The organism is Agrobacterium pusense, from assembly GCF_900102105.1.
GTDB classification, from domain to species: Bacteria; Pseudomonadota; Alphaproteobacteria; order Rhizobiales; family Rhizobiaceae; genus Agrobacterium; species Agrobacterium pusense.
Genome location: NZ_FNBB01000001.1, coordinates 666,228 through 691,924 on the forward strand (window position 1 = coordinate 666,228; position 25,697 = coordinate 691,924).

Consider the following 25,697-nt stretch of genomic DNA (forward strand, 5'->3'; position numbering starts at 1 on the left):
ATAAGCATGAGCACTTTGGGCGCATATTTCCGCCTCGCAAGGGTTGGCTGGGTTCTCGTGCGCGAAGGCGTCGTCCTGGCCCTGCCGTCCGATGACCTGCCCGCTCCCGCGCAGGTGTTAAAAGCCCTGCTGAAGCCATTCGCCCGTAGCAAGGCGAAAAGAGCGCAGCGTAGCGATCGGCTGGCGGTGGCCGTCGAGCGGCTTGGACCGTCCTATGTGAAGATGGGTCAGTTTCTGGCCACCCGTCCGGATGTGGTGGGCGCGGAGTTCGCGGACGATCTCGCAAGCCTTCAGGACCGCATGGCCTTTTTCCCAGCCGCAGCCGCCAAAGCGAATATCGAGGGATCGCTCGGACGGCCGGTTTCGGAACTCTACAGGGAATTTGGCGACCCGATCGCCGCCGCCTCCATCGCCCAGGTCCATCCGGCGATTGTGGATACGCCAAAGGGGCCACGCAAGGTTGCCGTGAAGGTGATCCGTCCCGGCGTGCGACAACGCTTCCAGAACGATCTCGAGGCGATGTATCTGATCGCCGACCTGCAACAGCGCTTTGTCCGCTCGGCCCGTCGTCTGCGCCCGGTCGAAGTGACGCGCACGCTGGAGCAGACCACCAAGATCGAGATGGATCTGCGGCTTGAGGCCGCCGCCCTTTCCGAGCTTGCGGAAAACACCAGGCAAGATCCCGGTTTTCGTGTTCCCGAAGTCGACTGGGAACGCACCGGTCGTGACGTCGTCACCATGGAGTGGATCGACGGCGTCAAGATGTCGGACATTGAAGGCCTGAAGGCCGCCGGTCACGACCTGAACAAGCTCGCCGACACGCTAATCCAGTCCTTCCTGCGGCACACCCTGCGCGACGGTTTTTTCCATGCCGACATGCATCCCGGCAATCTTTTCGTCGATCCGCAGGGCATGATAGTCGCGGTCGATATGGGCATCGCCGGACGGCTCGGGAAAAAGGAGCGGCGGTTTCTCGCTGAAATCCTCTACGGCTTCATCACGCGCGATTACATGCGGGTGGCGGAAGTACATTTCGAGGCCGGTTACGTGCCGGGCCATCACGACATAGCGAGTTTCGCGCAGGCGATCCGCGCCATCGGCGAGCCAATTCACGGCCAGCCGGCCGAGACGATCTCCATGGGCAAGCTCCTGACCCTTCTCTTTGAAGTCACCGAGCTTTTCGACATGGAAACCCGGCCGGAACTCGTGATGCTGCAAAAGACCATGGTGGTGGTGGAAGGCGTGTCGCGTATGCTCAATCCGCGCTTCAACATGTGGAAGGCGGCTGACCCTGTTGTCAGTGGCTGGATAAGGGACAATCTCGGCCCGAAACGTATCGTGACCGATCTGAAAGACGGCGTGAAGGCCGCCCTGAAGCTCGCCGAGGCAGCGCCAGAGATCGCCGCCAAGACGGAGAAGCTGCATTCGGAACTGATGTATATGAGCGAGCATGGCTTGCGCTTCGACGCGCAGACCGCAGAAGCCATCGGCAGGGCAGAAGCGCGCCATACCAGATGGGGGCGGATAGCGCTGTGGGTTATTGCGCTGACGCTTGTCTTTATTGCCATCAAGGTAAGCTGAACATCTCGGCACGTTTCCGTGCCATGTTTGTGTAACGTCTCGAGGTAATAAAGACCTGGCCTTTCCTCGGGTCAGGCAGTTGTGCGGGTAAGGGCTGCTTTGAAGCCGCGATAGTGCGCGGGTGCTAGAGACGGATGATGCCGGACGGGATTTGATTGTGATGGCAAAAGTGCAGATACTGAAACAGACCCTCTCCTATTCTTCCTGGCCACTCGTCTTTGTTGGCGGCCTCGTGGGGTCATATTTCGCCTTCACGAGCAGCCATCCGATCGCGGCGTTTCTCAGTGTTTATGCCTGCGCGGTTATCACTCTCTTTCTTCTCGAACGCTATATTCCCTATGAAGTCGAATGGCTCGAAGGGGATGGCGAGACAATGACGAGCATCGGCCACACGCTTTTGACCAAGGGGCTGGTGCAACTTGCCGCCGCAGCATCGGCCATCTTCCCGATGCTGGCCGCGAACGTGCTCCAGCCGCTCGCGGCAATGCGCTTTGACCTGTGGCCATCGCATCTGCCAATGGTGGTGCAGGTCTCGCTTGCGGTAACGATTGCCGAATTCGGTCTCTACTGGGCCCATCGCATCGCGCATGAAACCGTTTTTTTCTGGCGGTTCCATGCCCTGCATCACAGCGTCGTACGGCTATGGGTCGTCAATACCGGGCGGTTCCATGTGGCCGATTCCCTGTTCAAGATCGCGCTCAGCCAGATTCCGCTTTATTTCATGGGTGCGCCGCTGCAGGTGTTCTGGTGGCTGGGTGCTGTGACCGCATTCATCGGTATCTTGACCCATTGCAATGTCGACATGAAAACGGGTGTGCTCGACTATGTCTTCAGCACGCCGCGCCTACATCGTTGGCACCATTCAAAACAGCTTCCGGAAGGCAATACCAATTACGGCGAAAACCTCGTCATCTTCGATATTCTCTTTGGCTCCTACCATAACCCTGACCGACCCTCATCAACTGATATCGGCATCAAGGGTGAGATCGCCAAGGGGTTTTTGCCACAGCTCGTGCAGCCCTTCACCAAAGAAGGCGTCCGCCAGATCATCGGCAAGGACAAAAAGGTCAATTGAAGCGGAAATTATAGGGCGGGTGCGGGATCGATCACGATGCCCAGCTCGCCTCGCAGTTTTTTTGTCAGGCCGGCTGCCACAAGCTCATAGGAGCGGCGAACATAGTGCTCCACTTCTTCCCGTTCGAGCGGAGAATGATCGGCAATCGATATCCATTTGCGTTTCGCAAAATACGGCGCCTGGGCGATACCTTCGAGCGCAGTGAGGATTTCAAAGCTCTCCTCCGAGCATTTCACCACCAGCCGCCAGTCTTCCCGTTCGCCCAGCACGGCAAAGACCTTGTCGCCCACCTTGGCAACATGCGAATCCCATTGATCGACGAAACGCACGCCCGGCCATTCGCCAAGCATCCTGTCGAATGTCTTGCGATCAAAAATGGTCATGTGAGTTTCTCCGCGACAAAGGCTGCCAGACGTTTTGCCACTTCGGCCTTATCGAGATCCGGCCATGCCTCAACACCCTCAGCCGAAATGATTTTCACGCTGTTGCGGTCTCCACCCATGATTCCGGTTTGCGCCGAGACGTCATTGGCGACGATGTAGTCCGCGCCCTTGCGTTCCAGTTTGGCGCGACCGTTTTTTTCCACGTCCTGCGTTTCGGCAGCGAAGCCCACCACTAGCTTTGGACGGTTTTCATGGTGGCCGACGGTTTTGAGAATATCGGGATTTTCCGTCAGCTGGAGCGACGGCGGCGCATCACCTGGCTGTTTCTTGATCTTTTGTTCTGATGAACCCGCCACCCGCCAGTCGGCGACGGCGGCAACCATGACGGCGATATCCGCCGGCAGCCTTGAGATCACCGCGTCCCGCATTTCTTCGGCGCGCTCGATATGGATTACCGTCACACCGGCGGGATCAGCAATGGTCACCGGCCCGGAAACCAGCGTTACGTCTGCACCGAGTTCCGCGAGAGCCGCTGCAATCGCATGGCCCTGCTTGCCCGATGAACGGTTGGCGATGTAGCGCACGGGATCGATCGGCTCATGCGTAGGGCCGGAGGTCACGATCGCCGTCTTGCCCTTCAGGGGCTTCGTCCCCCCATCCAGCAGCGCTTCAACGGCTTGGACGATCTGTAAAGGCTCCGCCATTCGGCCGAGACCAGCCTCCCCCTTCTCAGCCATCTCGCCGGCCATTGGTCCGACGAAAAACACACCGTCTTTCTTCAGCGTATCGACATTGCGCATTGTTGGCTTTGCCGACCACATTTTTGGGTTCATCGCCGGCGCAACCAGCACCTTGCGGTCGGTCGCAAGAAGGACCGCCGAAGCTAGATCATCGGCCAAACCATGTGCCATCTTCGCCATGAGATCGGCGGTGGCGGGCGCCACCAGCACGAGATCGCAATCGCGCGCCAGCCTGATATGACCGACATCCTGCTCGTCCTGCCGTGAAAAAAGCTCCGTGAAAACATGGGTGGCAGACAATGCACCAACGGCGAGCGGGGTGATAAATTCCTGCGCGCCTTTCGTCATGACAGGCGTAACCTTTGCGCCGCGCTCTTTCAGACGGCGGATGAGGTCGAGGCTCTTATAGGCCGCGATGCCGCCTGATATGATGAGGAGAATATGTTTGTCTGAAAGCGTCATGATGCCGGACCAGTTTCCCGTTTCAGCGGGAAACTAGAGCATTTTCGGTGAAAACGTAATCACCTTCAATGCTCTAGCTCTTTGTTTTCCGCATTTCCGGACGGAAAACCGCTTGCGCATTTTTCCTGAAAATGCTCCGCCCTTGGCATACAAAGTGCAACCCGGCCGATATCACGCCGCCTTGGCGACGTGATATTCCTTGATCGCAACCATCTTGATCGCGGGGAAACGCTCGGATTCATAACGCAGCGAAAAGGAATCCTGCGCCAGAAATACCGGATCGCCATCCAGGTCGCGGGCGATATCGCCACGCTTGACGTTGAGGAACTTGTCCATTTCTGCCGGCTGATCGGACGAAATCCAGCGGCAGACCGAGAAGCGCGACATTTCGAAGGAAACCGGCAGGCCATATTCGCCCATCAGCCGTTCCTTCAACACGTCAAGCTGCAGCGCACCGACGACGCCGACGATGGCTGGCGAGCCGTCTTCCGGCGAAAAGAGCTGCACGACGCCCTCTTCCGCCATTTGCTGAAGGGCTTCCTTCAGCTTCTTCGCCTTCATCGCATCTTCCAGACGCACACGGCGCAGGATTTCCGGCGAGAAGTTCGGCACACCCTGGAACACGAGGTTTTCACCCTCGGTCAGCGTATCGCCGATGCGGAGCGTGCCGTGGTTCGGAATGCCGACCACATCACCTGCAAAGGCTGTGTCAGCCAGCTGGCGTTGCGAGGCGAAGAAGAATTGCGGCGCGGTGAGCCCCATCTGCTTGCCGGTGCGTGACAGGCGCGCCTTCATGCCGCGCTCCAGCCTGCCGGAGCAGATGCGGGCAAAGGCGATACGGTCGCGGTGGTTCGGGTCCATATTGGCCTGAATCTTGAAGACGAAGGCAGTCATTTTGTCTTCGGCCGCATGCACGGTGCGGGTATCCGCCACCTGATCGCGCGGCGGCGGTGCGAAATCACCGAGCGCATTGATAAGGTCACGCACACCGAAATTGCGCAGCGCCGAACCGAAGAAGACCGGCGTCATATGACCTTCGAGGAAAGCCTGCCGATCGAAGGGACGGCAGGCTTCCATCGCCAGTTCCGTTTCTTCGATGAAAGCATCGCGCTCATTTTCCGGCAGTCGATCCGCCACCGCCTGCGGACCGTTAACCTTCATGGCCTCCACCTGCGTGTCGACGCCACGGAACGTGCTGTCGGCAAGATGATAGGCGCCGCAGAAGGTTTTGGCGCGGCCCACCGGCCAGGTGATCGGCGCCGTATCGAGCGCCAGCTTCTCCTCCACCTCGTCCAGTATCTCGAAGGGGTCGCGGCTTTCGCGGTCCATCTTGTTGATGAAGGTGATGATCGGAATATCGCGCATGCGGCAGACTTCGAACAGCTTCAGCGTGCGCGGCTCGATACCCTTGGCGGCGTCGATGACCATGATCGCCGCATCCACGGCCGTCAGCGTACGATAGGTATCGTCGGCGAAATCTTCGTGGCCGGGCGTATCGAGGATGTTGAAGACGCGGTCGTTATATTCGAAAGTCATGACCGACGTGACGACCGAAATGCCGCGCTCGCGCTCGATCTTCATCCAGTCCGAACGGGTCTGGATGCGGTCCTTTTTCGCCTTCACCTCACCGGCAAGCTGGATTGCTCCGCCGAACAGCAGCAGCTTTTCGGTGAGCGTGGTTTTACCCGCGTCCGGGTGCGCGATAATAGCAAAGGTGCGGCGGCGGGAGACCGCCTCGGCAAGTGTTTCGGCCATCTGACAAATCCTGTGGAATTGCGGGGTATCTAGCGTTTCAGGCCCGGTTTTGCAATTGACCTTGCCGCGATCTCGGCAAACTAATGCCGCATGACCGTTCAAAACAACAATCTGCCTCCTCTTCGTCTCGCCCGCCTCGCCCACGGTGCGGGCCTTGAACTCCCCTCTTACGAGACCGGTGGCGCCGCCGGCATGGACCTGCGTGCAGCTGTGTCCGTGGGTGAGCCGTTGACCCTGAAACCCGGTGAACGGGCGCTGGTGCCGACCGGCTTCGTGTTCGAAGTTCCCGCCGGATATGAGGCGCAAATCCGCCCCCGCTCCGGCCTTGCCATCAAGAACGGCATCACCTGCCTCAATTCCCCGGGCACGGTGGACAGCGATTATCGCGGTGAGGTGAAAGTCATCCTCGCCAATCTCGGTCAGGACGATTTCGTCGTCGAGCGCGGCATGCGTATTGCACAGATGGTCGTCGCGCCCGTGACGCAGGTGACTGTTGTCGAAGTGATGGAGACCTCGCAGACGGCACGGGGCGTCGGCGGTTTCGGCTCTACCGGCGTTTAGCGACACCGCTGGTGCAGAGGAGCGGACTGATTGTCTTTGCCCGGCATTTTCGCTATGGATCTGGCGGATTTTCAGGGAAACACGATCATGACGCTGACCACCCTATTCGCTTATGCCACCGCTCTCTTCATCGCTGCCGCCATTCCCGGCCCCGGCATGACGGCAATCGTGGCGCGGGCGCTGGGTTCGGGCTTTCGGGAAACCTTTTTTATGGGTCTCGGGCTGGTGCTTGGCGACATGATCTATCTGACCGCTGTGATCCTGGGGCTGGCCTTCGTCGCGCAGACCTTTCAGGAGGCCTTCATGGTCCTGAAATTTGCAGGTGCGGCCTATCTTCTCTATATCGCCTGGAAGCTCTGGACCGCCGGTCTCTTGCCGCAGGACCTGAAGGCGAAGAAGAGCACCAGCATGTCCATGTCCTTCCTGTCCGGCCTGCTGATTACCCTCGGCAATCCAAAAACCATGCTTTTTTATGTGGCGCTGGTGCCGACGCTGATCGACATCCGCATGATCGGCCCTTCGGAATATGCAACGCTTCTTGCCATCACCTTTGTCGTGCTGATGGCGGTTCTCCTGCCTTACATCCTGCTTGCGGCCAAAGCGCGCAACCTCCTGAAAAGACCGAGCGCCTTGACAATTCTCAACCGCACCGCGGCGGGCATTCTGGCTGGAACGGCAACGATGATCGCCATCCGCAGCACGTAAAACAAATTCGTGCATTTCCGCGATCTGGCGTGAAATTATTCCCGCAATTCACGGATATTAGGACGAACGTTCGCTAGCTTGCGGAGGTTATTGCTCCTATTCTGCCGCTCAAATCTTGCGGTCTTTACACAGGAGAGCATCATGCCGGAAGCCAGAAAGCCCGGACGCGGACGCGTCTATTCCTCGATTACGGAAACAATCGGCGATACACCGATCGTGCGGCTCGACAAGCTGGCGAAGGAAAAAGGCGTGAAGGCCAATCTTCTTGCCAAGCTCGAATTTTTCAATCCCATCGCTTCGGTGAAGGACCGCATCGGCGTCGCCATGATTGAAGCTCTGGAAGCCCAGGGCAAGATTACGCCCGGAAAGACGACGCTGGTGGAACCGACCTCCGGTAATACGGGGATTGCGCTCGCCTTCGCTGCCGCCGCGAAAGGCTACAAGCTGATCCTGACCATGCCTGAAACCATGTCGGTCGAGCGTCGGAAAATGCTGGCTCTCCTGGGCGCGGAACTGGTGCTGACCGAAGGCCCGAAGGGCATGAAGGGCGCCATCGCCAAGGCGCAGGAACTGGCAGAAACCCTGCCTGACGCCATCATTCCGCAGCAGTTTGAGAACCCCGCCAATCCGGAGATCCACCGCAAGACGACGGCTGAAGAAATCTGGAACGACACCGAAGGCACGGTTGATATTTTGGTCTCGGGTATCGGCACCGGCGGCACGATCACCGGCACGGGTCAGGTTCTGAAATCCCGCAAGCCCGAGGTGAAGGTGATTGCGGTGGAGCCCGCCGACAGCCCTGTTCTTTCCGGTGGCAACCCCGGCCCCCACAAAATTCAGGGCATCGGCGCCGGTTTTGCCCCCGCCATTCTCGACACCGGCATTTATGACGAGATCGTCACCGTCACCAATGATGAGGCTTTCGAAACCGCGCGTCTGGCGGCGAGGCTGGAAGGCGTGCCCGTTGGCATCTCCTCGGGTGCGGCGCTGGCGGCGGCAATCAAGGTCGGTGCGCGTGAGGAAAATGCCGGCAAGAACATTGTCATCATCATTCCCTCCTTCGCGGAACGTTATCTTTCGACAGCACTTTTCGAAGGGCTTGGGCTCTAGCCCCTTCTCGGCACCCGGTTGCGGAAGAGCGAATATTTGACGTGCCGCCTGTTTGCCGGCGGCACTTCCGTTTCAAGGCCCCCTCATTCGGCCCATCAGCTACCGAGCTGTCCAAACAGCATTTTACCCGTCATTCCCGGAACCGCCTGATTGACCGGCAGGCATAAGCGTCCTTCCCAGACAAAGTGCCCTTAGCTGGTTTTACGCCGCGGCGGTTAGCCTTTCGCCGGCGATACGATAGGACACTGCTTCGGCAATATGGATACGTCCAACCGTTTGCCTGCCATCCAGATCCGCCAGGGTGCGGGCCACCTTGAGAATGCGATGGTAACCGCGCGCGGAAAACTTCATGCGCTCCGCCGCATCACGCAGCAATTGCAGCCCGGACTGGTCCGGTTCGGCGTATTTTTCGATCATTGCTGTCGTGCAGCGGGCATTGGTGCGGATGGCAGGGAAGCCCGCTGCCGCATAACGTTCCTGCTGGGCAAGGCGCGCTTCGGCGACGCGCGCCGCGACCACGGCGCTCGGTTCGGCCGTCACGGGCCGAATGAGATCGGCGGCGGAAACGGCGGGAACGTCGATACGGATGTCGATGCGATCGAGCAGCGGGCCAGAAATGCGAGCCTGATAGTCTGCCACACAACGTGGGCCTCTGGCACAGGTAAAACCCGGCTCTCCCGCCATACCGCAACGGCAGGGATTCATTGCCGCGACAAGCTGGATTTGCGCGGGATAGCTGACACGGTGATTGGCACGCGCGATAATGCATTCGCCGGTTTCGAGCGGCTGACGCAGGGCATCCAGCACCTGCGGCGAAAATTCCGGGAACTCATCCAGAAAAAGAACGCCATGGTGAGCAAGCGAAGCCTCACCCGGTTTGGCCCGCAGCCCGCCGCCGATCAGGGCCGCCATGGTGGCGGAATGATGCGGCGTGCGGAAAGGCCTGCGATCCGAAAGCTTGCCACCCGACAATTGGCCGGCAATGGAATGGACCATGGACACTTCCAGCAGTTCTGCCGCCTCCAGCGGCGGCAGGATCGAAGGCAAGCGGGCGGCGAGCATGGATTTTCCCGAGCCGGGCGGGCCGACCATCAGCAGATTATGGCCGCCGGCGGCTGCCACCTCCAGCGCCCGCCGGGCGCTCTCCTGCCCCTTTATGTCAGCTAGATCAGGCAGATTGACCGGATTGGCGCGAATGGCGGGCGTCGGGCGCGAGAGGATCTGCGTGCCACGAAAGTGATTAGCGAGCGCAATCAGGCTGCGCGGGGCGAGAATATCGATCCCGGCTCCGGCCCATGCCGCCTCCGGGCCGCTATCAGCCGGGCAAATCAGTCCCTTGCCAAGCGCATTGGCCCCGATCGCTGCCGGAAGCGCGCCCGCAACCAAGCCGATAGTACCATCGAGATTGAGTTCGCCAAGGACCACGTAACGCCCCAGCGCTTCGGCCGGTATGGCTCCCAGGGCAGCCATGAGGCTAAGGGCAATGGGAAGATCGAAATGCGATCCTTCCTTCGGCAGATCGGCAGGGGCAAGATTGACCGTGACCTTCTTTGCCGGCAGCGCCAAGCCTGAGGCATGTAATGCCGCCTGCACGCGCTCCCGGCTTTCGGCGACGGCTTTATCCGGCAGACCGACAATCTGGATGCCGACCCTTCCCGGTGCGACCATGACCTGAACCTCGACAGGCACACCCTCTATGCCCTGAAATGCCACCGTATTGACCCGTGCCACCATGGCCTGCCCCCGCAAACCGTCGCGCTTTCAGAGCCTTATGCCCCATCCACGACCATTGCCAAGCAACGTGCCACAGCTCAAAGAATAAAACAAGAACATCCAGCGAACAATTTATCGCATCCGCTGTACTTTAGTTGTATCGAGTTGTATAGCCGGAACAAACCGAGAGCGATTTATGTCTCGTCAAAAATCCTGAGCTTCGCGCTTTTTCTCGATGGCGTCCCACAGCAGGCTCGCCACATCGGCGCCGCCGAATTTCCGCACCTCTCGAATGCCGGTCGGCGAGGTGACGTTGATTTCGGTAAGGTAATCGCCAATGACATCAATTCCAACGAACAGGAAACCACGCTCGCGCAGGGCGGGGCCGATACGGCGGCAGATTTCCTTTTCGCGCGCGGTCAGTTCCGTAGGCTCAGGCCGGCCGCCAGCGTGCATGTTGGAACGGGCGTCGTTTTCCGCTGGAACGCGGTTGATCGCACCCACCGGCTCTCCATCCACCAGCAGGATGCGTTTATCGCCCTTGCGGACATCGGGCAGATATTCCTGAGCAATGTAAGGTTCGCGAAACATCTGACCGAACATTTCCAGCAGCGAGGAGAAATTGCGGTCGTCCCGCGCTGAATGAAAGACGCCCGCACCGCCATTGCCATAAAGCGGCTTGAGAATGATATCGCCCATTTCGTTGCGGAAGCGCGCGATTTCCGCGACATCCTTCGTGATCAGCGTCTTCGGCATGAGATCCGCGAATTCGGTGACGAAGATCTTCTCCGGCGAATTGCGCACCCAGGCGGGATCATTGACCACCAGGGTCCTCGGATGAATGCGCTCCAGCAGATGGGTGGAGGTAATATAGGCCATGTCGAACGGTGGATCCTGACGCAGATGGATGACATCCATCGTGGACAGATCGACGCGCTCCGGTTCGGAAAGCGAGAAATGGTCACCCTTGATGTCGCGCAGCTCCATCTGCTCGACGGTCGCGTAAATCTTGCCATCGCGCATGGAAAGGCGGTCGGGCGTGTAATGGAACAGCCGATATCCGCGCGCCTGCGCTTCAAGGCTCATGGCGAAGGTGGAATCACCGCCGATGTTGATGCCTGAGACATGATCCATCTGGATCGCGACGTTCTTGATCTTCGCCATGCGCATGTTCCTCTCGCAGCATACGGACGCCTGCGATCCGCCATGCCGTGTCTCATCTTTCAAGCGTTCCGGCAGGACCGGAAGAGACCCGGAAATGCTTCAGAAAACTTGAAAGATGTAGGGCAGCGACCATTCAAACGCAACTGCTGCGAGCCGTGGTTTCTGTGAGTTTTATTGAACCTTCATAATTCCTGCGGCGAAGGCACACCCGCGCCCGCCAACGGCATGGGCGACGGCTCAGGCTGCCAGCTTGTAGGAGCGACCGGCGAACAGCTTGTTCTTGACGCGATAGGCAAATGCCAGCGCCGTGGGGAACGGACGACGCATGAAGGCAACCTTGCGCACATAATGATCAACACGCCAGGTGGCCCATGTTCCGGCCCTGAAATAAGCGACGTCACCGACCCGCAGGATGCTGACCGAGCCGTCCTCGGCCGTCACATGCACCTCGCCTTCCAGAATATAGACGGTCTCATCCCAGCCGAAGAACCAGCGGAATTCGCCTGCAGTGCAATCCCACATGGCAGTGCTTGAGGCACGGTCGCCGCTTCGGGAATGATCCGCAGCACGTGCCTGCGGGTTGCCGGCAATGATCCATTCAGGATTGATAGGCGCCGGCTGAAGCCGCAGATCGGTGCAGGATGCGCTGACCACGGCATCGTCTTTTTTCCGACGTAGATAGGCCGGCAATATCGGCACCGTACGGATAGCCATGGTTGCGGCCGCCGCGAACATCATTTTGAACGACATATGAGAAAACCCCCGTGAAATATTGGAGGCCTTCTATCATCGGGATCGTAACAAACCAGTTTTGACAATCGGCGCAATTTTAGCCATCGCGCCGATTTCAGGTGACGAACTCAGGCCGTCGCCAGTTGAGCGTCCTGCGCCATCGTCTGTTCCGCTCTGCTGGCGATACGCTTGCCAGTTTCGCTGGAGAAGAAGTGCAGTTTTTCCGGAGCAATCGTCACCGAAAGCGCGGACGGAACCTCGACGTCAGGCGGAAAGGCCACGGTCAGGCTCTGATCGCCGATCATGCCGTGTATAAGACGTTGCGAACCCAGCTCCTCAATATAATCCACGCGAAGTGCGAAACTCTGGGCGTCAGCAGCAGCGAGACGAAAATCTTCCGCCCGCATTCCAACAGTCACCGGGCCGGACGTGGGGGCAAAGCCATTGAGCGCAAACAGCGACGGCCCGATGGCAAGGCTATCGCCGTGCAATTCGGCGCTGAGAAGATTCATGGCCGGAGAACCAATGAAACTCGCGACGAAGGTTGAGGCAGGCGTGTGATAGACATCCAGCGGCGCACCGATCTGCTCGATACGGCCGCCATTCAGCACGACGAGGCGGTCGGCCAGCGTCATGGCTTCCAACTGGTCATGGGTAACGTAGATCGATGTCGTGCCGAGACGTTTTTGCAGCCGCTTGATTTCGCCGCGCATGGAAACACGCAACTTGGCATCGAGATTGGACAGGGGTTCGTCGAACAGGAAGGCAGCAGGCTTGCGAACGATCGCGCGCCCCATGGCGACGCGCTGCCGCTGACCACCGGAAAGGGCGCGTGGCTTGCGATCCAGATAGGGTTCGAGTTGCAGCATACGCGCCGCTTCAGCCACACGGGCGTCAATTTCCGCCTTGGGTGTCCTGCGGTTCTTCAGCCCGTACTCCAGGTTCTCGCGTACCGACATATGCGGGTAAAGCGCGTAGTTCTGGAAGACCATGGCGATATCGCGGTCAGCCGGATCGGTCTGGTTAACCACCCGGTCGCCGATCTTCACCGTGCCTTCTGAAATATCCTCAAGCCCGGCGACCATACGCAAAAGCGTGGACTTACCGCAGCCGGAGGGACCGACGAGGACGATGAACTCGCCGTCCTTGATGTCGATATCGACATGATGCACGGCGCGCACGCCGCCATGATAATCCTTGCAGACCTGACTGATTTCTATCGCGGCCATTTCGGTCTCCTTATTTATCGCTTTCGGTCAGGCCCTTGATGAACCAGCGCTGGAAAATCACGACGATCAGCACGGGTGGCAGCATGGCCAGCATGGCGAGCGCGAAAGCTTCGTTGTAATCGGGGATTTGCGAACCGACCCAGACCTGCAGGATCGACTTGATGCCACGCATCAGGGTGAAGAAACTCTCATCCGTCGTCATCAGCATGGGCCAGAGATACTGATTCCAGCCATAGACGAACATGATGATGAAGATCGCCGCCATCATGGTGCGCGACAGCGGAATGAGAACGTCGATGAAAAACTTCACTGGCCCCGCACCATCGATACGGGCAGCCTCCAGCAGCTCCTCAGGCACGGATTTGAAGAACTGCCGGAAATAGAAGGTGCCCGTCGCCGAAGCGAGAAGCGGCACGATCAGACCGGTATAGGAGTTCAACAGTCCGAGTTTGCTCATTACCTCGTAGGACGGCATGATGCGCACTTCGAGCGGCAGAAGCAGCGTGGTGAAAATGATCCAGAAGGCGAGCGTCGCAAAACGGAAGCGGAAATAGACGATCGCATAGGCCGCCGTCATTGACAGGACGATTTTGCCGACGGCAAAGCCGATGCCGAGGATCAGCGAATTCAACACCATGTTCAGGCCTGTAACCTGTCCGGTGAAACCACCCTTCTGGGTAAGCACCTTCTCATAGGTCTCGATGAAATTGTCGCCGGGAATGATCGCAAGGCCGCTGCGGTGAATTTCAGCCGCCGTGTGGGTGGACGTCATGAAGGCCACGACAACAGGCAGGATCAGAAACAATGCGCCAATGATCAGCACCAGATGATCGAGGGGTTTTGTCTTGTACATCGTCTTTTCCCTCAATTGTAATGGATGCGCTTCTCGATGAAGCGGAACTGGATGATGGTGAGGACGAAAACGACCAGCATGAGGATGACGGACTGGGCCGAGGAACCGCCGATGTCATTGCCGCGGAAACCGTCGAGGAACACCTTGTAGACCAGCGTGATCGGATTGTTGGCGGCCTTATCCTTCACCATCACGTCAATGACGCCGAAGGTGTCGAAGAGCGCATAGGTGATGTTGATGATCAGCAGAAAGAAGGCCGTGGGCGCCAGGAGCGGCATGATGACGGTCCAGAACCGGCGGAAGCCCGAACGGCAATCGATGGAGGCGGCTTCCCGCACGGAGACCGGAACGCCCTGGAGACCGGAGAGGAAGAAGATGAAGTTGTAAGGAATCTGCTTCCAGACCGCGACAACGATCATGGCAAAGGCCGTATCGAAATAATTGAGGCCGACCTTCATGTCCCAACCGAGAAACGCGGCCATCTTCACGAAGGGGCCGATATGCTGGTCGAAAAACATCATGCCGATAAGGCCGGCGACTGGCGGCGCAATAGCGTAAACGGAAATCAGCAGCGTCTTGTATGTCGAACTGCCGCGAATGACCGCATCCGCCTTGACGGCGAGCAGCAGGCCGAGCGCCAGCGAAAAGAAGGTGACGAGCACGGTGAAGACTACCGTGAATTTCGCGATGCTGAGATATTCGGGGCTGAAGATCGCATCCGAATAATTGGCGATTCCAACGAAGGAAGCGCCGAACCCGAACGGGTCTTCGATATAGAAAGACGAATGGATGGCCTGAACGGATGGCCAATAGAAGAAAATGAAAATCACCGCAAGCTGCGGTGCCAGAAACAGATAGGGCACAAAGGACGAAGAGAACTGCACGCGCTTCATGCCGGCTTCTGCGGGCTTGGCGGGTTTTCCAGCCTTTGCGGACCGACCGGAGAAAAACCGGCGCGGTTGAGACGATGTATAGGCCACGCTTGCGCCTCCTTATCCAGAAGTGAGCCTCCCTTCCGTCAGAAAGGAGGCTCGACAAGATCAACGGTTTCGAAGAGATCGATCAGCCGGCCGTCTTGGCGAAGCGGGCCAGAAGGTCGTTGCCTTCCTTCTCGATGATTTCGAAAGCAGCCTTCGGCGTGACTTCGCCGGAGAAGATGCGGTTATATTCGCGTTCCATCACGGCGCGGATCTGCGGGTAGAAGCCGAGGCGATAACCCTTGGACCAGTCGCCACCCTGCAGTGACAGCTGCTGGATGCCGACTTCGGCGACCGGCTTTTCCTTGTAGTAGCCTTCAGCCTTGGCCTTTTCATAAGCGGCCTTGGTGATGGCGACGTAACCGGTTGCCTTGTGATAGAAGACCTGGATTTCCGGCGAGGTCAGGAACTGGAAGAAGTCGGCCACGCATTTGTTTTCGGCTTCGGACTTGCCCGACATTGCAAAGAGGGCAGCGCCGCCGATGAAGGAGTTGGTGCCCGCGCCCTTGATGGAGCCCCAGTAAGGGAGGAAAGTTGCCGAGAATGGCATTGTGGCCGTCTTCTGAAGGCCGCCGAAGGAACCCGACGAACCGATCCAGAGTGCTACCTTACCTTCTTCGAAGGGCTTCTGGTTGTCGTTCCAGCCGGCGCCATAATAGGCAAACAGGCCCTTGTCCTTCCAGTCCTTCAGCTTCTCGAACATCATGACGAGGTTCGGGTCGGTGACCTTGAGCTTGGTGTCGGTGACGCTGTCGTAACCATTGTTGTTCGTGGCGAACTGGATGTTGTTACGCGAGAAGAAGTTCTCCGTGAACTGCCAGGTCAGCTGCGACTGGACGAGCGGAATATAGCCGGCTTCCTTCAGCTTCGGCGCGACCTTTTCAAAGTCTTCCCAGGTCTTCGGAGCTTCGACGCCGGCCTTCTTCAGGGCCTCGTCGTTGATGTACATGATGGGAGCGGAGGAATTGAACGGCATGCCGACGAACTTGCCGTCAGCGGCAGCGTAGAAGTAGCGCACGCCGTTGATAAAGGCGTCGCGATCGAACTTGTAACCGGCCTTGGTGATCAGGTCTTCGGCAGGAATGACCGCGCCCTTGGCGTTGATGATGGTGGCAGCACCTGCATCGAAAACCTGAAGAATGTTCGGCTGTTCGCCCGAACGGAAAGCTGCGATGCCGCTGGCGAGAGCTTCTTCATAGGAGCCCTTGGAAACCGGCGTCAGCGCGCATTCTTTCTGGGCTTCGTTGAATTTCTGGGCGACTTCGTTGATGACTTCGCCGTTACGGCCGCCCATGCCATGCCACCAGGTGATGTTGGTCGCAGCCATGGAAGAGGTCGCGGAGATGCTGACAGCCACAGCGGCCATGGAAATCTTCTTGAACATATCAAATCCTCTCCACCATTTATTGGGGTGAGGATGCGAATAGAGAGGTTCAATGACGCCTCTTTGACAGTTCCATGTCAGATTTATTACAGCGGCGGATGAAAATCTCAGTCGGATATGCGTTTCAGGGGCCGCGCCGGGTTCCCGACCACCGTCACGCCAGCAGCGACGTCGCGTGTGACGACCGAACCGGCACCGACAATCGCACCGTCACCCACTGTCACGCCCGCAAGCAGAATCGCTCCGCCTCCGATCCAGACGTCGCGACCGATGGCCACGGGTTTTGCGATTTCAATGCCTTGGGCACGCGGCACCGGGTCGAGATGGTGTTCCGCACAGTAAATCTGCACCGCAGGCCCCAGCATCGCGCCGTCGCCTATCGTTACCTTAGCGGAATCGAGAATGGTGCAGCCCGCGTTGAGATATACATTCTTTCCCAGCGCGATATTAAAGCCGTAAGCGCAATGAAACGGCGCTTCGAGAAACGCGCCTTCCCCGACAGAATTAAACAGCGCGCGCAGCAGCGGTGCAATTGCCCCGCGCTCATCCGGCGGCATCGTATTGTGCTGGTGGACGGCCCCTCGTGCGCGCCGGCGCAATATATCCAGCTCGCCATCCATGCAGCTGTACCATTCGCCCGCGGCCATTTTTTCACGCTCGGTGGACATCGTCTCCCCTTCAAAAGGCATCGATAAAATGCTGCGGCAGACCTCGCGGCAGAATGGCGACGATATCGAAGCGCAGTGAAAGCCGCCCGGCATCGCCGTGGCGGGCCAGCCACAGGTCCGCAGCCGCCCGGATGCGTTGCTGCGAATGAAAGCCGACGGCATCGATCGCGCTGATGCCGGACGGCCGGGCCTTGACCTCCACAAACGCGACGACGTCCGCCTTGCGGGCGACAAGGTCGATCTCCCCCAGCCGGGTGCGATAACGAATGGCGAGAATGCGATATCCCTTCAGCAGCAGAAAAAGTGCCGCCCAATATTCCGCAGCATGACCACGCCGCTCGGCTTTTCGCCTTTTATCGTTTCGCCAGTTAGCGGCCATCCGCTTCCTTCATGTCCAGCAGCCTTTGATAAAGCTCCTTGCGCGGCAGGCCCGTCAGCTTCGCCGCTTCGCCTGCAGCCCTTGCAGCGGGCATGGTGGCGACCAGATCCTTCAGCAGCTTCTCGACATCCTCGATATCGGGAATCTCGTCATAGGAAGGCGGCTCCACCAGAAGCACGATCTCGCCCTTCACCACACGGTCACCGTCATAGTAATCCGCAAGCTCACCGAGCGTGCCGCGGCGGAATTCCTCGAACGTCTTGGTCAGCTCGCGGCAGACCACGGCACGGCGCTCACGGCCAAGCACTTCCGATGCGACCTTGATGGAAGCGCTGATGCGATGCGGTGATTCAAAAAAAATGAGGGTCGCGGGGATTTTCGCCAGTTCGGCAAAGCGGTCGCGCTTGCCGCGGTCCTTTACCGGCAGGAAACCTGCAAACAGGAAGGCGTCACTTGGCATGCCCGAACCGACCAGCGCGGCTAACGGCGCCGAGGCGCCCGGCACCGGCACGACGCGATGCCCGGCCTCGACTGCAAGCTGGCCAAGCCGGTAACCGGGATCGGAAACAAGCGGCGTTCCCGCATCCGACACCAGCGCCACGGATTTTCCTGCTTCCAGCGCCGCGATAAGCTTTGGCCCCACTTCGTTCGAATTGTGCTCGTGATACGCAAACGGACGGGTACGGATACCGTAACGCTCGAGCAGGATGCGCGTGACGCGGGTATCCTCGCAGGCGAGAACATCAGCAGAAGCCAGCGTCTCCAGCGCGCGAATGGTGATGTCGCCCAGATTGCCGATGGGGGTGGCGACGAGATAAAGCGCGCACTCCAGCGGACGCGCGGGAATTGTGGCCGCCCCGATCCTGAATTCCTTCACCGCCTGCCTGGCGTCAATCTTCGATGTTTCTTCCGTCACACGGCTTCCAATCATTCTTGCCGATCATTTCCGGCCGGTCGCTCCAGTTATTCCTCTTTATGGGCAATTGAAAACCGGCGAACAAGGGCAACGGGCGGCGCCAGCCTGTGGATCATGCTGTATAGCAGCAAAATGACCCGCGGCAGACGAACTCGGCTCTTGCATTCTCCGCAATAACTCTGCCATTTTGCCCGTCCACATTATCCGGCATTTGCCGGTGAAGACTCTTCTTGCCGATCCGGCGGTGGCCGGTTCGCAACGGTTGAAAGCGGTAGTGTCCATGCGTATTACTCTTGAGCGGTCGAACCTTCTGAAATCGCTGAACCACGTCCACCGGGTCGTCGAGCGTCGCAACACGATCCCGATCCTGTCGAACGTTCTGCTGCGCGCCTCCGGCGCCAATCTTGACATGAAGGCGACCGACCTCGATCTCGAAATCACCGAAGCGACCCCGGCCATGGTGGAGCAGGCGGGCGCCACCACCGTGCCGGCACACCTGCTTTATGAAATCGTGCGCAAGCTGCCGGATGGTTCCGAGGTGCTTTTGGCGACCAATCCGGACGGTTCCTCCATGACCGTTGCGTCCGGCCGCTCGAAGTTCTCGCTGCAATGCCTACCCGAGGCGGATTTCCCTGACCTGACCGCCGGCACCTTCAGCCACACCTTCAAGCTGAAGGCGACCGATCTGAAGATGTTGATCGACCGCACGCAATTCGCGATTTCGACTGAAGAGACACGTTATTACCTGAACGGCATTTTCTTCCACACCATCGAAAGCAATGGCGAGCTGAAGCTGCGCGCCGTTGCCACCGATGGCCACCGTCTGGCACGCGCCGATGTGGATGCGCCGTCCGGTTCCGAAGGCATGCCTGGCATCATCATTCCGCGCAAGACTGTCGGTGAATTGCAGAAGCTGATGGACAACCCCGAGCTTGAAGTCACCGTCGAAGTCTCGGATGCGAAAATCCGCCTGACCATCGGCTCGGTCGTTCTGACCTCGAAGCTGATCGATGGGACTTTCCCGGATTACCAGCGCGTGATCCCCACCGGCAACGACAAGGAAATGCGGGTCGACTGCCAGTCTTTCGCCCAGGCTGTCGATCGCGTTTCGACCATTTCGTCCGAACGTGGCCGCGCCGTGAAACTCGCCCTCACCAATGGACAGCTCACTCTTACCGTCAACAATCCCGATTCGGGCAGCGCGACGGAAGAAGTCGCCGTCGGCTATGACAATGATTCGATGGAAATCGGCTTCAACGCGAAATATCTGCTCGACATCACCTCACAGCTTTCCGGTGACGACGCGATTTTCCTTCTGGCAGATGCAGGGTCGCCAACGCTGGTTCGTGACACCGCCGGCGACGATGCCCTGTATGTTTTGATGCCGATGCGCGTGTGAGTACGCTGATTTCTTTCCATTTTAGCCAAAACGCCGGTGGATCGCTCCGCCGGCGTTTTTGATTCGATTATCGCCGCCTTGGACCCAGAGGCGAATTTTCCCAGTTACGACATTTTGCCTTGTTTTTGCGCCAAATGGGATCAACATTGCGTAACTGTTTTTTGACAATGACCAAATGCATCTGAGGGGAATTATGGCACTTAACCTGAAGCAACGCCTTGAACAGAAATTCGAGGAAGAAATCCGCTTTTTCAAGGGCATGGTCAGCCAGCCGAAAAAAGTCGGCGCCATCGTACCGACATCGGCCATCACAGCGAAAAAGATGGCGAGTGTCATCAATCCCCATTCCGGCCTCCCGGTTCTTGAACTCGGCCCAGGCACGGGTGTCATCACCAAGGCCATCCTGGCGCGCGGCATCAAGCCGGAGAATTTGACCGCCATCGAATATTCGACCGATTTCTATAATCAGCTGCTCAAAAGCTACCCCGGCGTCAACTTCGTCAATGGGGATGCCTTCGATCTTGATGCAACGCTCGGCGAACACGGGCATCAGATGTTCGACAGTGTCATTTCAGCCGTGCCCATGCTGAATTTTCCGATGGCCGCCCGCATCAAGCTTCTCGACGAATTGCTGAAGCGCGTGCCGCATGGCCGCCCCGTGGTGCAGATATCCTATGGCCCGATCTCGCCGATCGTCGCACAGCCGCATCTTTACCACATTCGTCATTTCGATTTCATCGTGCGCAATATTCCGCCGGCGCAACTGTGGACCTATACTCGGGCCTGACGTCCGGCAGATCGAGAAAATCCGTCATTTCCCGGTCGTAGCGCATGGTTAGGGTGTCGATGCCCTTTCCATGGCCTTTTGGGGACCGATTGCCGTGCATGCTCTCTACATTACCCACCCCCAGGTCAGAATAGATCCGGCTGTTCCCGTTCCTCAATGGGGGCTTTCGGAAAGAGGTGCCGAGCGGGCGCGAGAGGCAGGCCGCCTGCCTTGGGCGCTGGCATTGCGCCATATCGTTTGCAGCGCCGAGACGAAGGCGATTGAAACCGCCCGTATCCTTGCCGAGACATCCGGAGCGGAGATAGAAATCGTCGAGGAGATGCATGAAACGACCGGTCCTCCATCGGTTTCCTGACGCCACCGGAATTCGAGAAGGCGGCGGACTGGTTCTTCGCTCACCCGCAGGAAAGTTTTCGCGGCTGGGAGCGGGCAATCGATGCGCAGGCGCGGATTGTCAATGCCGTCAGAGCTATTCTTGACCGGCACGATACACAGCGGCCTAACGCCTTTGTCGGCCATGGCGGTGTGGGCACACTTCTGAAATGCCATATAGAAGGCCGCCGCATCAGCCGCAGCGAGGACCAGCCACCCGGCGGCGGCAATCTCTTTCGCTTCTCCATCGCCGACTTTTCACTTGCAGCCGCCTCCCCCGCATGCGACTGGACGGCAATGGAAACATGGCAGGGATAAGACAATGACCGCGCGCGAAAAACTCATCGTCGGGCTCGATGTTCCGACTGTGCAGCAGGCCGAAGACATCGTTTCAAAAATCGGCGACGAGGTTCTTTTCTACAAGATCGGTTATCAGCTCGTCTTCGCCGGCGGTCTGGAATTCGCGCGCGACCTTGTCCAAAGCGGCAAGAAGGTCTTCCTCGACATGAAGCTGCTCGATATCGACAACACCGTCGCCTCCGGTGTCGAAAACATCGCCCGGATGGGCATGTCGATGCTGACGCTTCATGCATATCCTAAAGCCATGCGTGCTGCCGTCAAGGCAGCGGAAGGTTCCGGCCTCTGCCTGCTCGGTGTCACGGTGCTGACGTCGATGGATGACAGCGATCTGGCCGAAGCCGGTTACGCCGCGGATGCCCGTTCGCTGGTGCTGCGCCGCGCGGAACAGGCGCGCGAGGCGGGCATGGGCGGCATCGTCTGCTCGGCGGAAGAATCGACCGCCGTGCGCGAAATCCTCGGCCCCGATCTTGCCGTCGTTACCCCTGGCATTCGCCCCGCGGGCGCCGATCTCGGCGATCAGAAACGGGTGATGACGCCTTACGACGCCATCAAGGCTGGTTCGAGCCACCTGGTCGTCGCCCGACCGATCGTCAGGGCGGAAGATCCCAAAGCGGCGGCCCGCGCCATTCTCGATGACATGCTGCGCGCCAGCTTTCCAGCCAATCAATAATGACGACAGGAGGAGATGAAATGGCAAAGGGATATTGGATCGCCCGCGTCGATGTTCGCGACAGCGAGCGTTACAAGGACTACGTCTCAACGGCAAAACCCGCCTTCGAGCGGTTCGGTGCGAATTTCCTCGCTCGTGGCGGTGCTTTGACCGAGCTTGAGGGCAAGGCACGGGCGCGCAACGTCGTCATCGAGTTTCCTTCGGTGCAACACGCCATCGATTGCTATAATTCCCCCGAATATCAGGCAGCCGCCAAAATCCGCCAGGAAGTCGCGGATGCGGAAATGGTGATCGTCGAGGGAATTTGACCGTCGTCAACCCTATGTCCCAAACCCGCCTCTTCCCGGCGAGAACATCTCTTCCCGTGCGCGCGGCTTTGGGCTAAGAGACTGAAAAACGCTTTATCGACAGCTTCTGAGGAGCCTCCCATGACCTTGGCCAACCTTCCACCCCTCGTCACCGTATTCGGCGGTTCGGGTTTTGTCGGGCGGCATGTGGTGAGACTGCTCGCCAAGCGCGGTTATCGCATTCGTGTCGCCGTGCGCCGACCCGATCTCGCCGGCTTTTTGCAGCCGCTTGGCAATGTCGGCCAGATTTCCTTTGCGCAGGCCAACCTGCGTTACCGCGATTCCATCGTCAAAGCCGTGGAAGATGCGGATCATGTGGTCAATTGCGTCGGCATCCTGACCGAAAGTGGCCGCAACACCTTTGACGCCGTGCAGGAATTCGGCGCGAAAGCCATCGCCGAGGCCGCCCGCGATGCCGGCGCCACGCTGACGCATATTTCCGCCATCGGCGCGGAAGCCGGTTCGTCCACGGGTTACGGCCGCACCAAGGGCCGCGCCGAAGCTGCTATCCATTCCGTTCTGCCCGCCGCCGTTATCCTGCGTCCTTCGATCATCTTCGGACCGGAAGATGATTTCTTCAACAAGTTCGCGAAGATGGCCCGCGGCATGCCCTTCCTGCCGTTGATCGGTGGCGGAAAAACCAGGTTCCAGCCGGTTTATGTCGAGGATGTCGCGGAGGCCGTCGCCCGTAGCGTTGACGGCAAGCTGAAACCCGGCGCCATCTATGAGCTCGGCGGCCAGGATGTGATGACGTTCCGCGACTGTCTTGAGGCCGTTCTTGCCGCCACCTATCGCGAACGTCCGTTCGTCAATCTGCCTTTCGGCGTTGCCTCGATGATCGGCAAGGTTGCTTCGATGGTGCCGCTTATCACGCCACCGCTGACATCCGATCAGGTGACCATGCTGAAAAAGGACAACGTCGTTTCCGCCGAGGCGGAAAAGAACGGCCTGACGCTGGAAGGCATCGGCATTACGCCCGTTCGTGTTGCGTCTGTTCTGCCGTCCTACATGGTGCAATATCGCCCGCACGGCCAGTTCTCGAATGCGGGCAAGGCGGCCTGAGTTCTGCCGCCATGCGGCACCTACTTGAAAGGCGGGACTTGTTCCCGCTTTTTTTGTGCATTCTTCATCGCAACCAAACCGCTTTCGGTGCATTTCTCCTTCGATAACGGGAAGGAGACGACATCAATATCGGGGCTGGCGAGCCGCTGGAAAAGGTTAACGGCGGAAAGGTCTCCGCAGGCAAGCGTGGCACAAGCGCAACTGTGGAAAAGACTTCGCATTAACCCGGTATTCAACAAGCTGCTTTATTGATATTCGCCACATTCCAAACATATCCCGAACCCTCAATTCACACACGGCGGCACGATCCGCGCGAACGAACGTCTGAAAGGCAATCATAAAATGGGCAGATCTATCGCACTCTTTTTTGCGTGTGCGGCTTTGGTGGTTCTGGCGGGTTCATTCATGGCACCGGGCACGGTTGCAGCGGGCAAGAGCGGTTGTGCTCCGGCTTATGGCGTGGACCCCTGCGCGACGGCTTCGATCAGCACCAACTGACCAGCCTTTAGAAGTTTAAAAAAAAAAGCGCCGCCGGTTTTCCGGGGCGCTTTTTCTTTTTCAGACCATATAAATCAAAGCCTCAGCCCAGGACCAGAAGCGCGATAAGTCCCAGAAACCCGATGGCGATGCGCCACCAGGCGAAGGGCGCGAAGCCCCGTCGCGAGACGAAATCCAGAAGCGAGCGAACGACAAAAAGACCCGAGACGAAAGCGGCGATGAAGCCGACGGCGATCAGAGCGCCGTCATCGAAACTCAGGGCATCGCGGTTCTTGTAAAGATCGAGCGTAAACGCGCCGAGCATGGTCGGCATCGCCAGGAAGAACGAAAATTCGGCGGCGGAGCGCTTGTCCGTGCCCATCAGCAACGAGCCGACGATCGTGGCACCGGAACGCGATGTGCCGGGAATCATCGCGAGGCACTGGAAGAGGCCGATCTTGAATGCAAGCGACGGCGGATAATCCATGATGTCGGTATATTTCGGGTTCAGCGGCATTCGGTCGACGGCAAGCAAAATGACCCCGCCGATGATCAGCACCACGCAGATGAGCATGGGCGTTTCAAACAGCACGGTCTTGATGAAGTCATGCGCCAAGGCGCCGATGATGGCCGCCGGCAGGAAGGCGAGAGCGACAGCCAGCACGAAGCGGCGCGCTTTCGCGCTTGTCGGCAGAGCGAGCGCTATCGATACAAGCTTTTGGAAATAAATAAGAAGTATCGCAAGGATCGCACCGAGCTGGATGAGAACCGCAAAGGTGTTGCCAGGTGATTTGAAGCCGAGGAAGTGCCCGGCCAGCAGCACATGCGCCGTTGAGGAAACGGGAATGAACTCCGTCAGACCCTCGATGATACCCAGCAGAAGCGCGCTGATGATCGATTGGTCACCCATGGGGAATCCTTCTTTTCAGGGGGAAGTGGCAATGGAAGGCAATTGCGTTAAACTTGTTTTAAAGTAGCCAAGCTCTTATAGCGTCTTGATGAAGCGAAACTGAAAAAGTTTTCCGGCAGATGCCGATCATGACAACCAATCGTAAAAATTGAGTACCGATGCCAACTCTCTATCACTCTCCGATGTCGACCGCATCCCGGTTCGTTCGTCTGATCCTTGCGGAATACGGGTTCCAGACCGATCTCGTGGAGGAGCAACCGTGGGAAAGACGGCGGGAGTTTCTGGCGCTCAATCCGGCCGGCACCCTGCCGGTCTATCTCGACGACAATATGCGCTCCCTCAGCGGGCCTTACGTTCTTGCGGAATTTCTCGATGAAACCCATGGGGTTTTGAAGCGTGACAGGCGTCTTCTGGCGGAAGACCCGTTTCAGCGGGCGGAAATTCGCCGCCTGACGGAATGGTTTCTGCAGAAGATGGAAAATGACGTGACCCGGCCGCTGGTGCGGGAGCGTGTTTACAAATTGCAGATGACGACCGCGCAAGGCGGCGGCCCGCCGGATTCCAAATTGCTGCGCACAGCCCGCAACAATATCCGCCAGCACATAAAGTATCTGGAATGGCTGGCCGGTTCGCGCACATGGCTGGCGGGTGATAGGCTGAGCTATGCCGATCTTGCCGCCGCAGCCGCGGTTTCGGTTCTGGATTATCTCGGCGAGATCAACTGGCTCGAGGCGCCCATCGCCAAGGAATGGTACCAGCGGGTGAAATCCCGTCCGTCCTTCCGGCCGTTCCTGAGCGAGCGTATTCCGCGCCTCGCCCCCTCCTCCCATTATGCCGATCTGGACTTTTAAGTTCAGCCTTTCGGTTATTTGCTGCGGCCCGGGACTGCGCCTATATATGACGCGCAACACCCCGCAGGAGAGACT

The 25,697-nt window shown here is 58.6% G+C and carries 25 protein-coding genes and 1 pseudogene; 12 read left to right on the forward strand and 14 right to left on the reverse strand.

The window, feature by feature from the left end:
- Positions 1–6 precede the first annotated feature (6 nt).
- Both ubiB and olsE read left to right on the forward strand, forming a co-directional pair.
- Positions 7–1,581, forward strand: a complete 1,575-nt coding sequence (gene ubiB, locus BLU28_RS03335) for a 2-polyprenylphenol 6-hydroxylase (RefSeq protein ID WP_004439518.1) — start codon at positions 7–9, stop codon at positions 1,579–1,581.
- Between the two features lie 160 nt (positions 1,582–1,741).
- Positions 1,742–2,656, forward strand: a complete 915-nt coding sequence (gene olsE / locus BLU28_RS03340; RefSeq protein WP_077986580.1) for an ornithine lipid hydroxylase OlsE — start codon at positions 1,742–1,744, stop codon at positions 2,654–2,656.
- Between the two features lie 8 nt (positions 2,657–2,664).
- On the opposite strand, the gene BLU28_RS03345 is transcribed toward olsE, so the two are convergent.
- The 3 genes from BLU28_RS03345 to BLU28_RS03355 all read right to left on the reverse strand — a co-directional run bounded on the left by BLU28_RS03345 (position 2,665) and on the right by BLU28_RS03355 (position 5,996).
- A complete protein-coding gene (locus BLU28_RS03345; RefSeq protein WP_004439515.1) occupies positions 2,665–3,039 on the reverse strand; it encodes an MmcQ/YjbR family DNA-binding protein in 375 nt (124 codons plus the stop codon).
- Positions 3,036–4,241: a bifunctional phosphopantothenoylcysteine decarboxylase/phosphopantothenate--cysteine ligase CoaBC gene (gene coaBC, locus BLU28_RS03350; RefSeq protein ID WP_077986579.1), complete on the reverse strand. Its 1,206-nt coding sequence runs from the start codon at positions 4,239–4,241 to the stop codon at positions 3,036–3,038. The genes BLU28_RS03345 and coaBC overlap by 4 nt, the downstream gene beginning before the upstream one ends.
- Before the next feature lie 171 nt (positions 4,242–4,412).
- Complete coding sequence (locus BLU28_RS03355; RefSeq protein WP_077986578.1) at positions 4,413–5,996, reverse strand: peptide chain release factor 3; 1,584 nt, start codon at positions 5,994–5,996, stop codon at positions 4,413–4,415.
- Between the two features lie 90 nt (positions 5,997–6,086).
- Between BLU28_RS03355 and dut the strand changes: the two genes are divergently transcribed.
- The 3 genes from dut (at position 6,087) to cysK (ending at position 8,372) form a co-directional block, all read left to right on the forward strand.
- Positions 6,087–6,557 (forward strand): dUTP diphosphatase, encoded by a 471-nt coding sequence (gene dut, locus BLU28_RS03360; RefSeq protein ID WP_022555491.1) that lies wholly within the window; start codon positions 6,087–6,089, stop codon positions 6,555–6,557.
- A gap of 87 nt (positions 6,558–6,644) precedes the next feature.
- Positions 6,645–7,262, forward strand: coding sequence for a LysE family translocator (locus tag BLU28_RS03365; protein ID WP_006699689.1), 618 nt, complete (start codon positions 6,645–6,647; stop codon positions 7,260–7,262).
- Between the two features lie 141 nt (positions 7,263–7,403).
- Positions 7,404–8,372: a cysteine synthase A gene (cysK, locus tag BLU28_RS03370; RefSeq protein ID WP_006699690.1), complete on the forward strand. Its 969-nt coding sequence runs from the start codon at positions 7,404–7,406 to the stop codon at positions 8,370–8,372.
- Positions 8,373–8,573: 201 nt separating this feature from the next.
- Here the strand turns inward: cysK and BLU28_RS03375 are convergent, their stop codons facing one another.
- The 10 genes from BLU28_RS03375 to rsmI all read right to left on the reverse strand — a co-directional run bounded on the left by BLU28_RS03375 (position 8,574) and on the right by rsmI (position 18,402).
- Positions 8,574–10,106 (reverse strand): YifB family Mg chelatase-like AAA ATPase, encoded by a 1,533-nt coding sequence (locus tag BLU28_RS03375; protein ID WP_035206677.1) that lies wholly within the window; start codon positions 10,104–10,106, stop codon positions 8,574–8,576.
- Between the two features lie 183 nt (positions 10,107–10,289).
- Positions 10,290–11,249 (reverse strand): glutathione synthase, encoded by a 960-nt coding sequence (gene gshB / locus BLU28_RS03380; protein ID WP_022555488.1) that lies wholly within the window; start codon positions 11,247–11,249, stop codon positions 10,290–10,292.
- 237 nt (positions 11,250–11,486) lie between these two features.
- Positions 11,487–11,999: a cupin domain-containing protein gene (locus BLU28_RS03385; RefSeq protein ID WP_004439501.1), complete on the reverse strand. Its 513-nt coding sequence runs from the start codon at positions 11,997–11,999 to the stop codon at positions 11,487–11,489.
- A gap of 110 nt (positions 12,000–12,109) precedes the next feature.
- Positions 12,110–13,210 carry a sn-glycerol-3-phosphate import ATP-binding protein UgpC gene (locus BLU28_RS03390; protein ID WP_060942488.1) on the reverse strand — a complete coding sequence of 367 codons (1,101 nt, stop codon included), beginning with the start codon at positions 13,208–13,210 and terminating at the stop codon, positions 12,110–12,112.
- 10 nt (positions 13,211–13,220) lie between these two features.
- Entirely contained in the window at positions 13,221–14,063 is an 843-nt protein-coding gene (ugpE, locus tag BLU28_RS03395; RefSeq protein WP_077986577.1) for a sn-glycerol-3-phosphate ABC transporter permease UgpE, read from the reverse strand.
- 11 nt (positions 14,064–14,074) lie between these two features.
- Positions 14,075–15,043: an ABC transporter permease gene (locus BLU28_RS03400; RefSeq protein WP_175477657.1), complete on the reverse strand. Its 969-nt coding sequence runs from the start codon at positions 15,041–15,043 to the stop codon at positions 14,075–14,077.
- 82 nt (positions 15,044–15,125) lie between these two features.
- Positions 15,126–16,424, reverse strand: coding sequence for an extracellular solute-binding protein (locus BLU28_RS03405; protein WP_022555483.1), 1,299 nt, complete (start codon positions 16,422–16,424; stop codon positions 15,126–15,128).
- 107 nt (positions 16,425–16,531) lie between these two features.
- Positions 16,532–17,092, reverse strand: a complete 561-nt coding sequence (locus BLU28_RS03410) for a sugar O-acetyltransferase (protein ID WP_072493861.1) — start codon at positions 17,090–17,092, stop codon at positions 16,532–16,534.
- A 10-nt stretch (positions 17,093–17,102) separates the two neighbouring features.
- Positions 17,103–17,471, reverse strand: a complete 369-nt coding sequence (locus BLU28_RS03415; protein WP_004439484.1) for a YraN family protein — start codon at positions 17,469–17,471, stop codon at positions 17,103–17,105.
- Positions 17,461–18,402: a 16S rRNA (cytidine(1402)-2'-O)-methyltransferase gene (gene rsmI / locus BLU28_RS03420; RefSeq protein ID WP_077986575.1), complete on the reverse strand. Its 942-nt coding sequence runs from the start codon at positions 18,400–18,402 to the stop codon at positions 17,461–17,463. The genes BLU28_RS03415 and rsmI overlap by 11 nt, the downstream gene beginning before the upstream one ends.
- 265 nt (positions 18,403–18,667) lie before the next feature.
- On the opposite strand from rsmI, the gene dnaN reads away from it, so the two are divergent.
- From dnaN to BLU28_RS03450, 6 genes and pseudogenes are all read left to right on the forward strand, one after another.
- Entirely contained in the window at positions 18,668–19,786 is a 1,119-nt protein-coding gene (gene dnaN / locus BLU28_RS03425; RefSeq protein WP_006699698.1) for a DNA polymerase III subunit beta, read from the forward strand.
- A 193-nt stretch (positions 19,787–19,979) separates the two neighbouring features.
- Positions 19,980–20,573: a phospholipid N-methyltransferase PmtA gene (gene pmtA / locus BLU28_RS03430; protein WP_006699699.1), complete on the forward strand. Its 594-nt coding sequence runs from the start codon at positions 19,980–19,982 to the stop codon at positions 20,571–20,573.
- A 94-nt stretch (positions 20,574–20,667) separates the two neighbouring features.
- Positions 20,668–21,263, forward strand: a pseudogene (locus tag BLU28_RS03435) (histidine phosphatase family protein).
- 4 nt (positions 21,264–21,267) lie between these two features.
- Positions 21,268–21,975 (forward strand): orotidine-5'-phosphate decarboxylase, encoded by a 708-nt coding sequence (pyrF, locus tag BLU28_RS03440; RefSeq protein ID WP_004439469.1) that lies wholly within the window; start codon positions 21,268–21,270, stop codon positions 21,973–21,975.
- Between the two features lie 20 nt (positions 21,976–21,995).
- On the forward strand, positions 21,996–22,283 hold the full coding sequence (locus tag BLU28_RS03445) for a DUF1330 domain-containing protein (RefSeq protein WP_004439466.1): 288 nt from the start codon (positions 21,996–21,998) through the stop codon (positions 22,281–22,283).
- A 120-nt stretch (positions 22,284–22,403) separates the two neighbouring features.
- Positions 22,404–23,384 (forward strand): complex I NDUFA9 subunit family protein, encoded by a 981-nt coding sequence (locus BLU28_RS03450; protein ID WP_035206671.1) that lies wholly within the window; start codon positions 22,404–22,406, stop codon positions 23,382–23,384.
- Positions 23,385–23,964: 580 nt separating this feature from the next.
- On the opposite strand, the gene BLU28_RS03465 is transcribed toward BLU28_RS03450, so the two are convergent.
- The gene (locus BLU28_RS03465) at positions 23,965–24,771 is read right to left on the reverse strand and encodes an undecaprenyl-diphosphate phosphatase (RefSeq protein WP_077986573.1); all 807 of its coding nucleotides are present in this window, start codon (positions 24,769–24,771) and stop codon (positions 23,965–23,967) included.
- A 158-nt stretch (positions 24,772–24,929) separates the two neighbouring features.
- Here BLU28_RS03465 and BLU28_RS03470 point away from each other — a divergent pair, with 158 nt between their 5' ends.
- Positions 24,930–25,622, forward strand: a complete 693-nt coding sequence (locus BLU28_RS03470) for a glutathione S-transferase family protein (protein ID WP_006699702.1) — start codon at positions 24,930–24,932, stop codon at positions 25,620–25,622.
- Positions 25,623–25,697 lie beyond the last annotated feature (75 nt).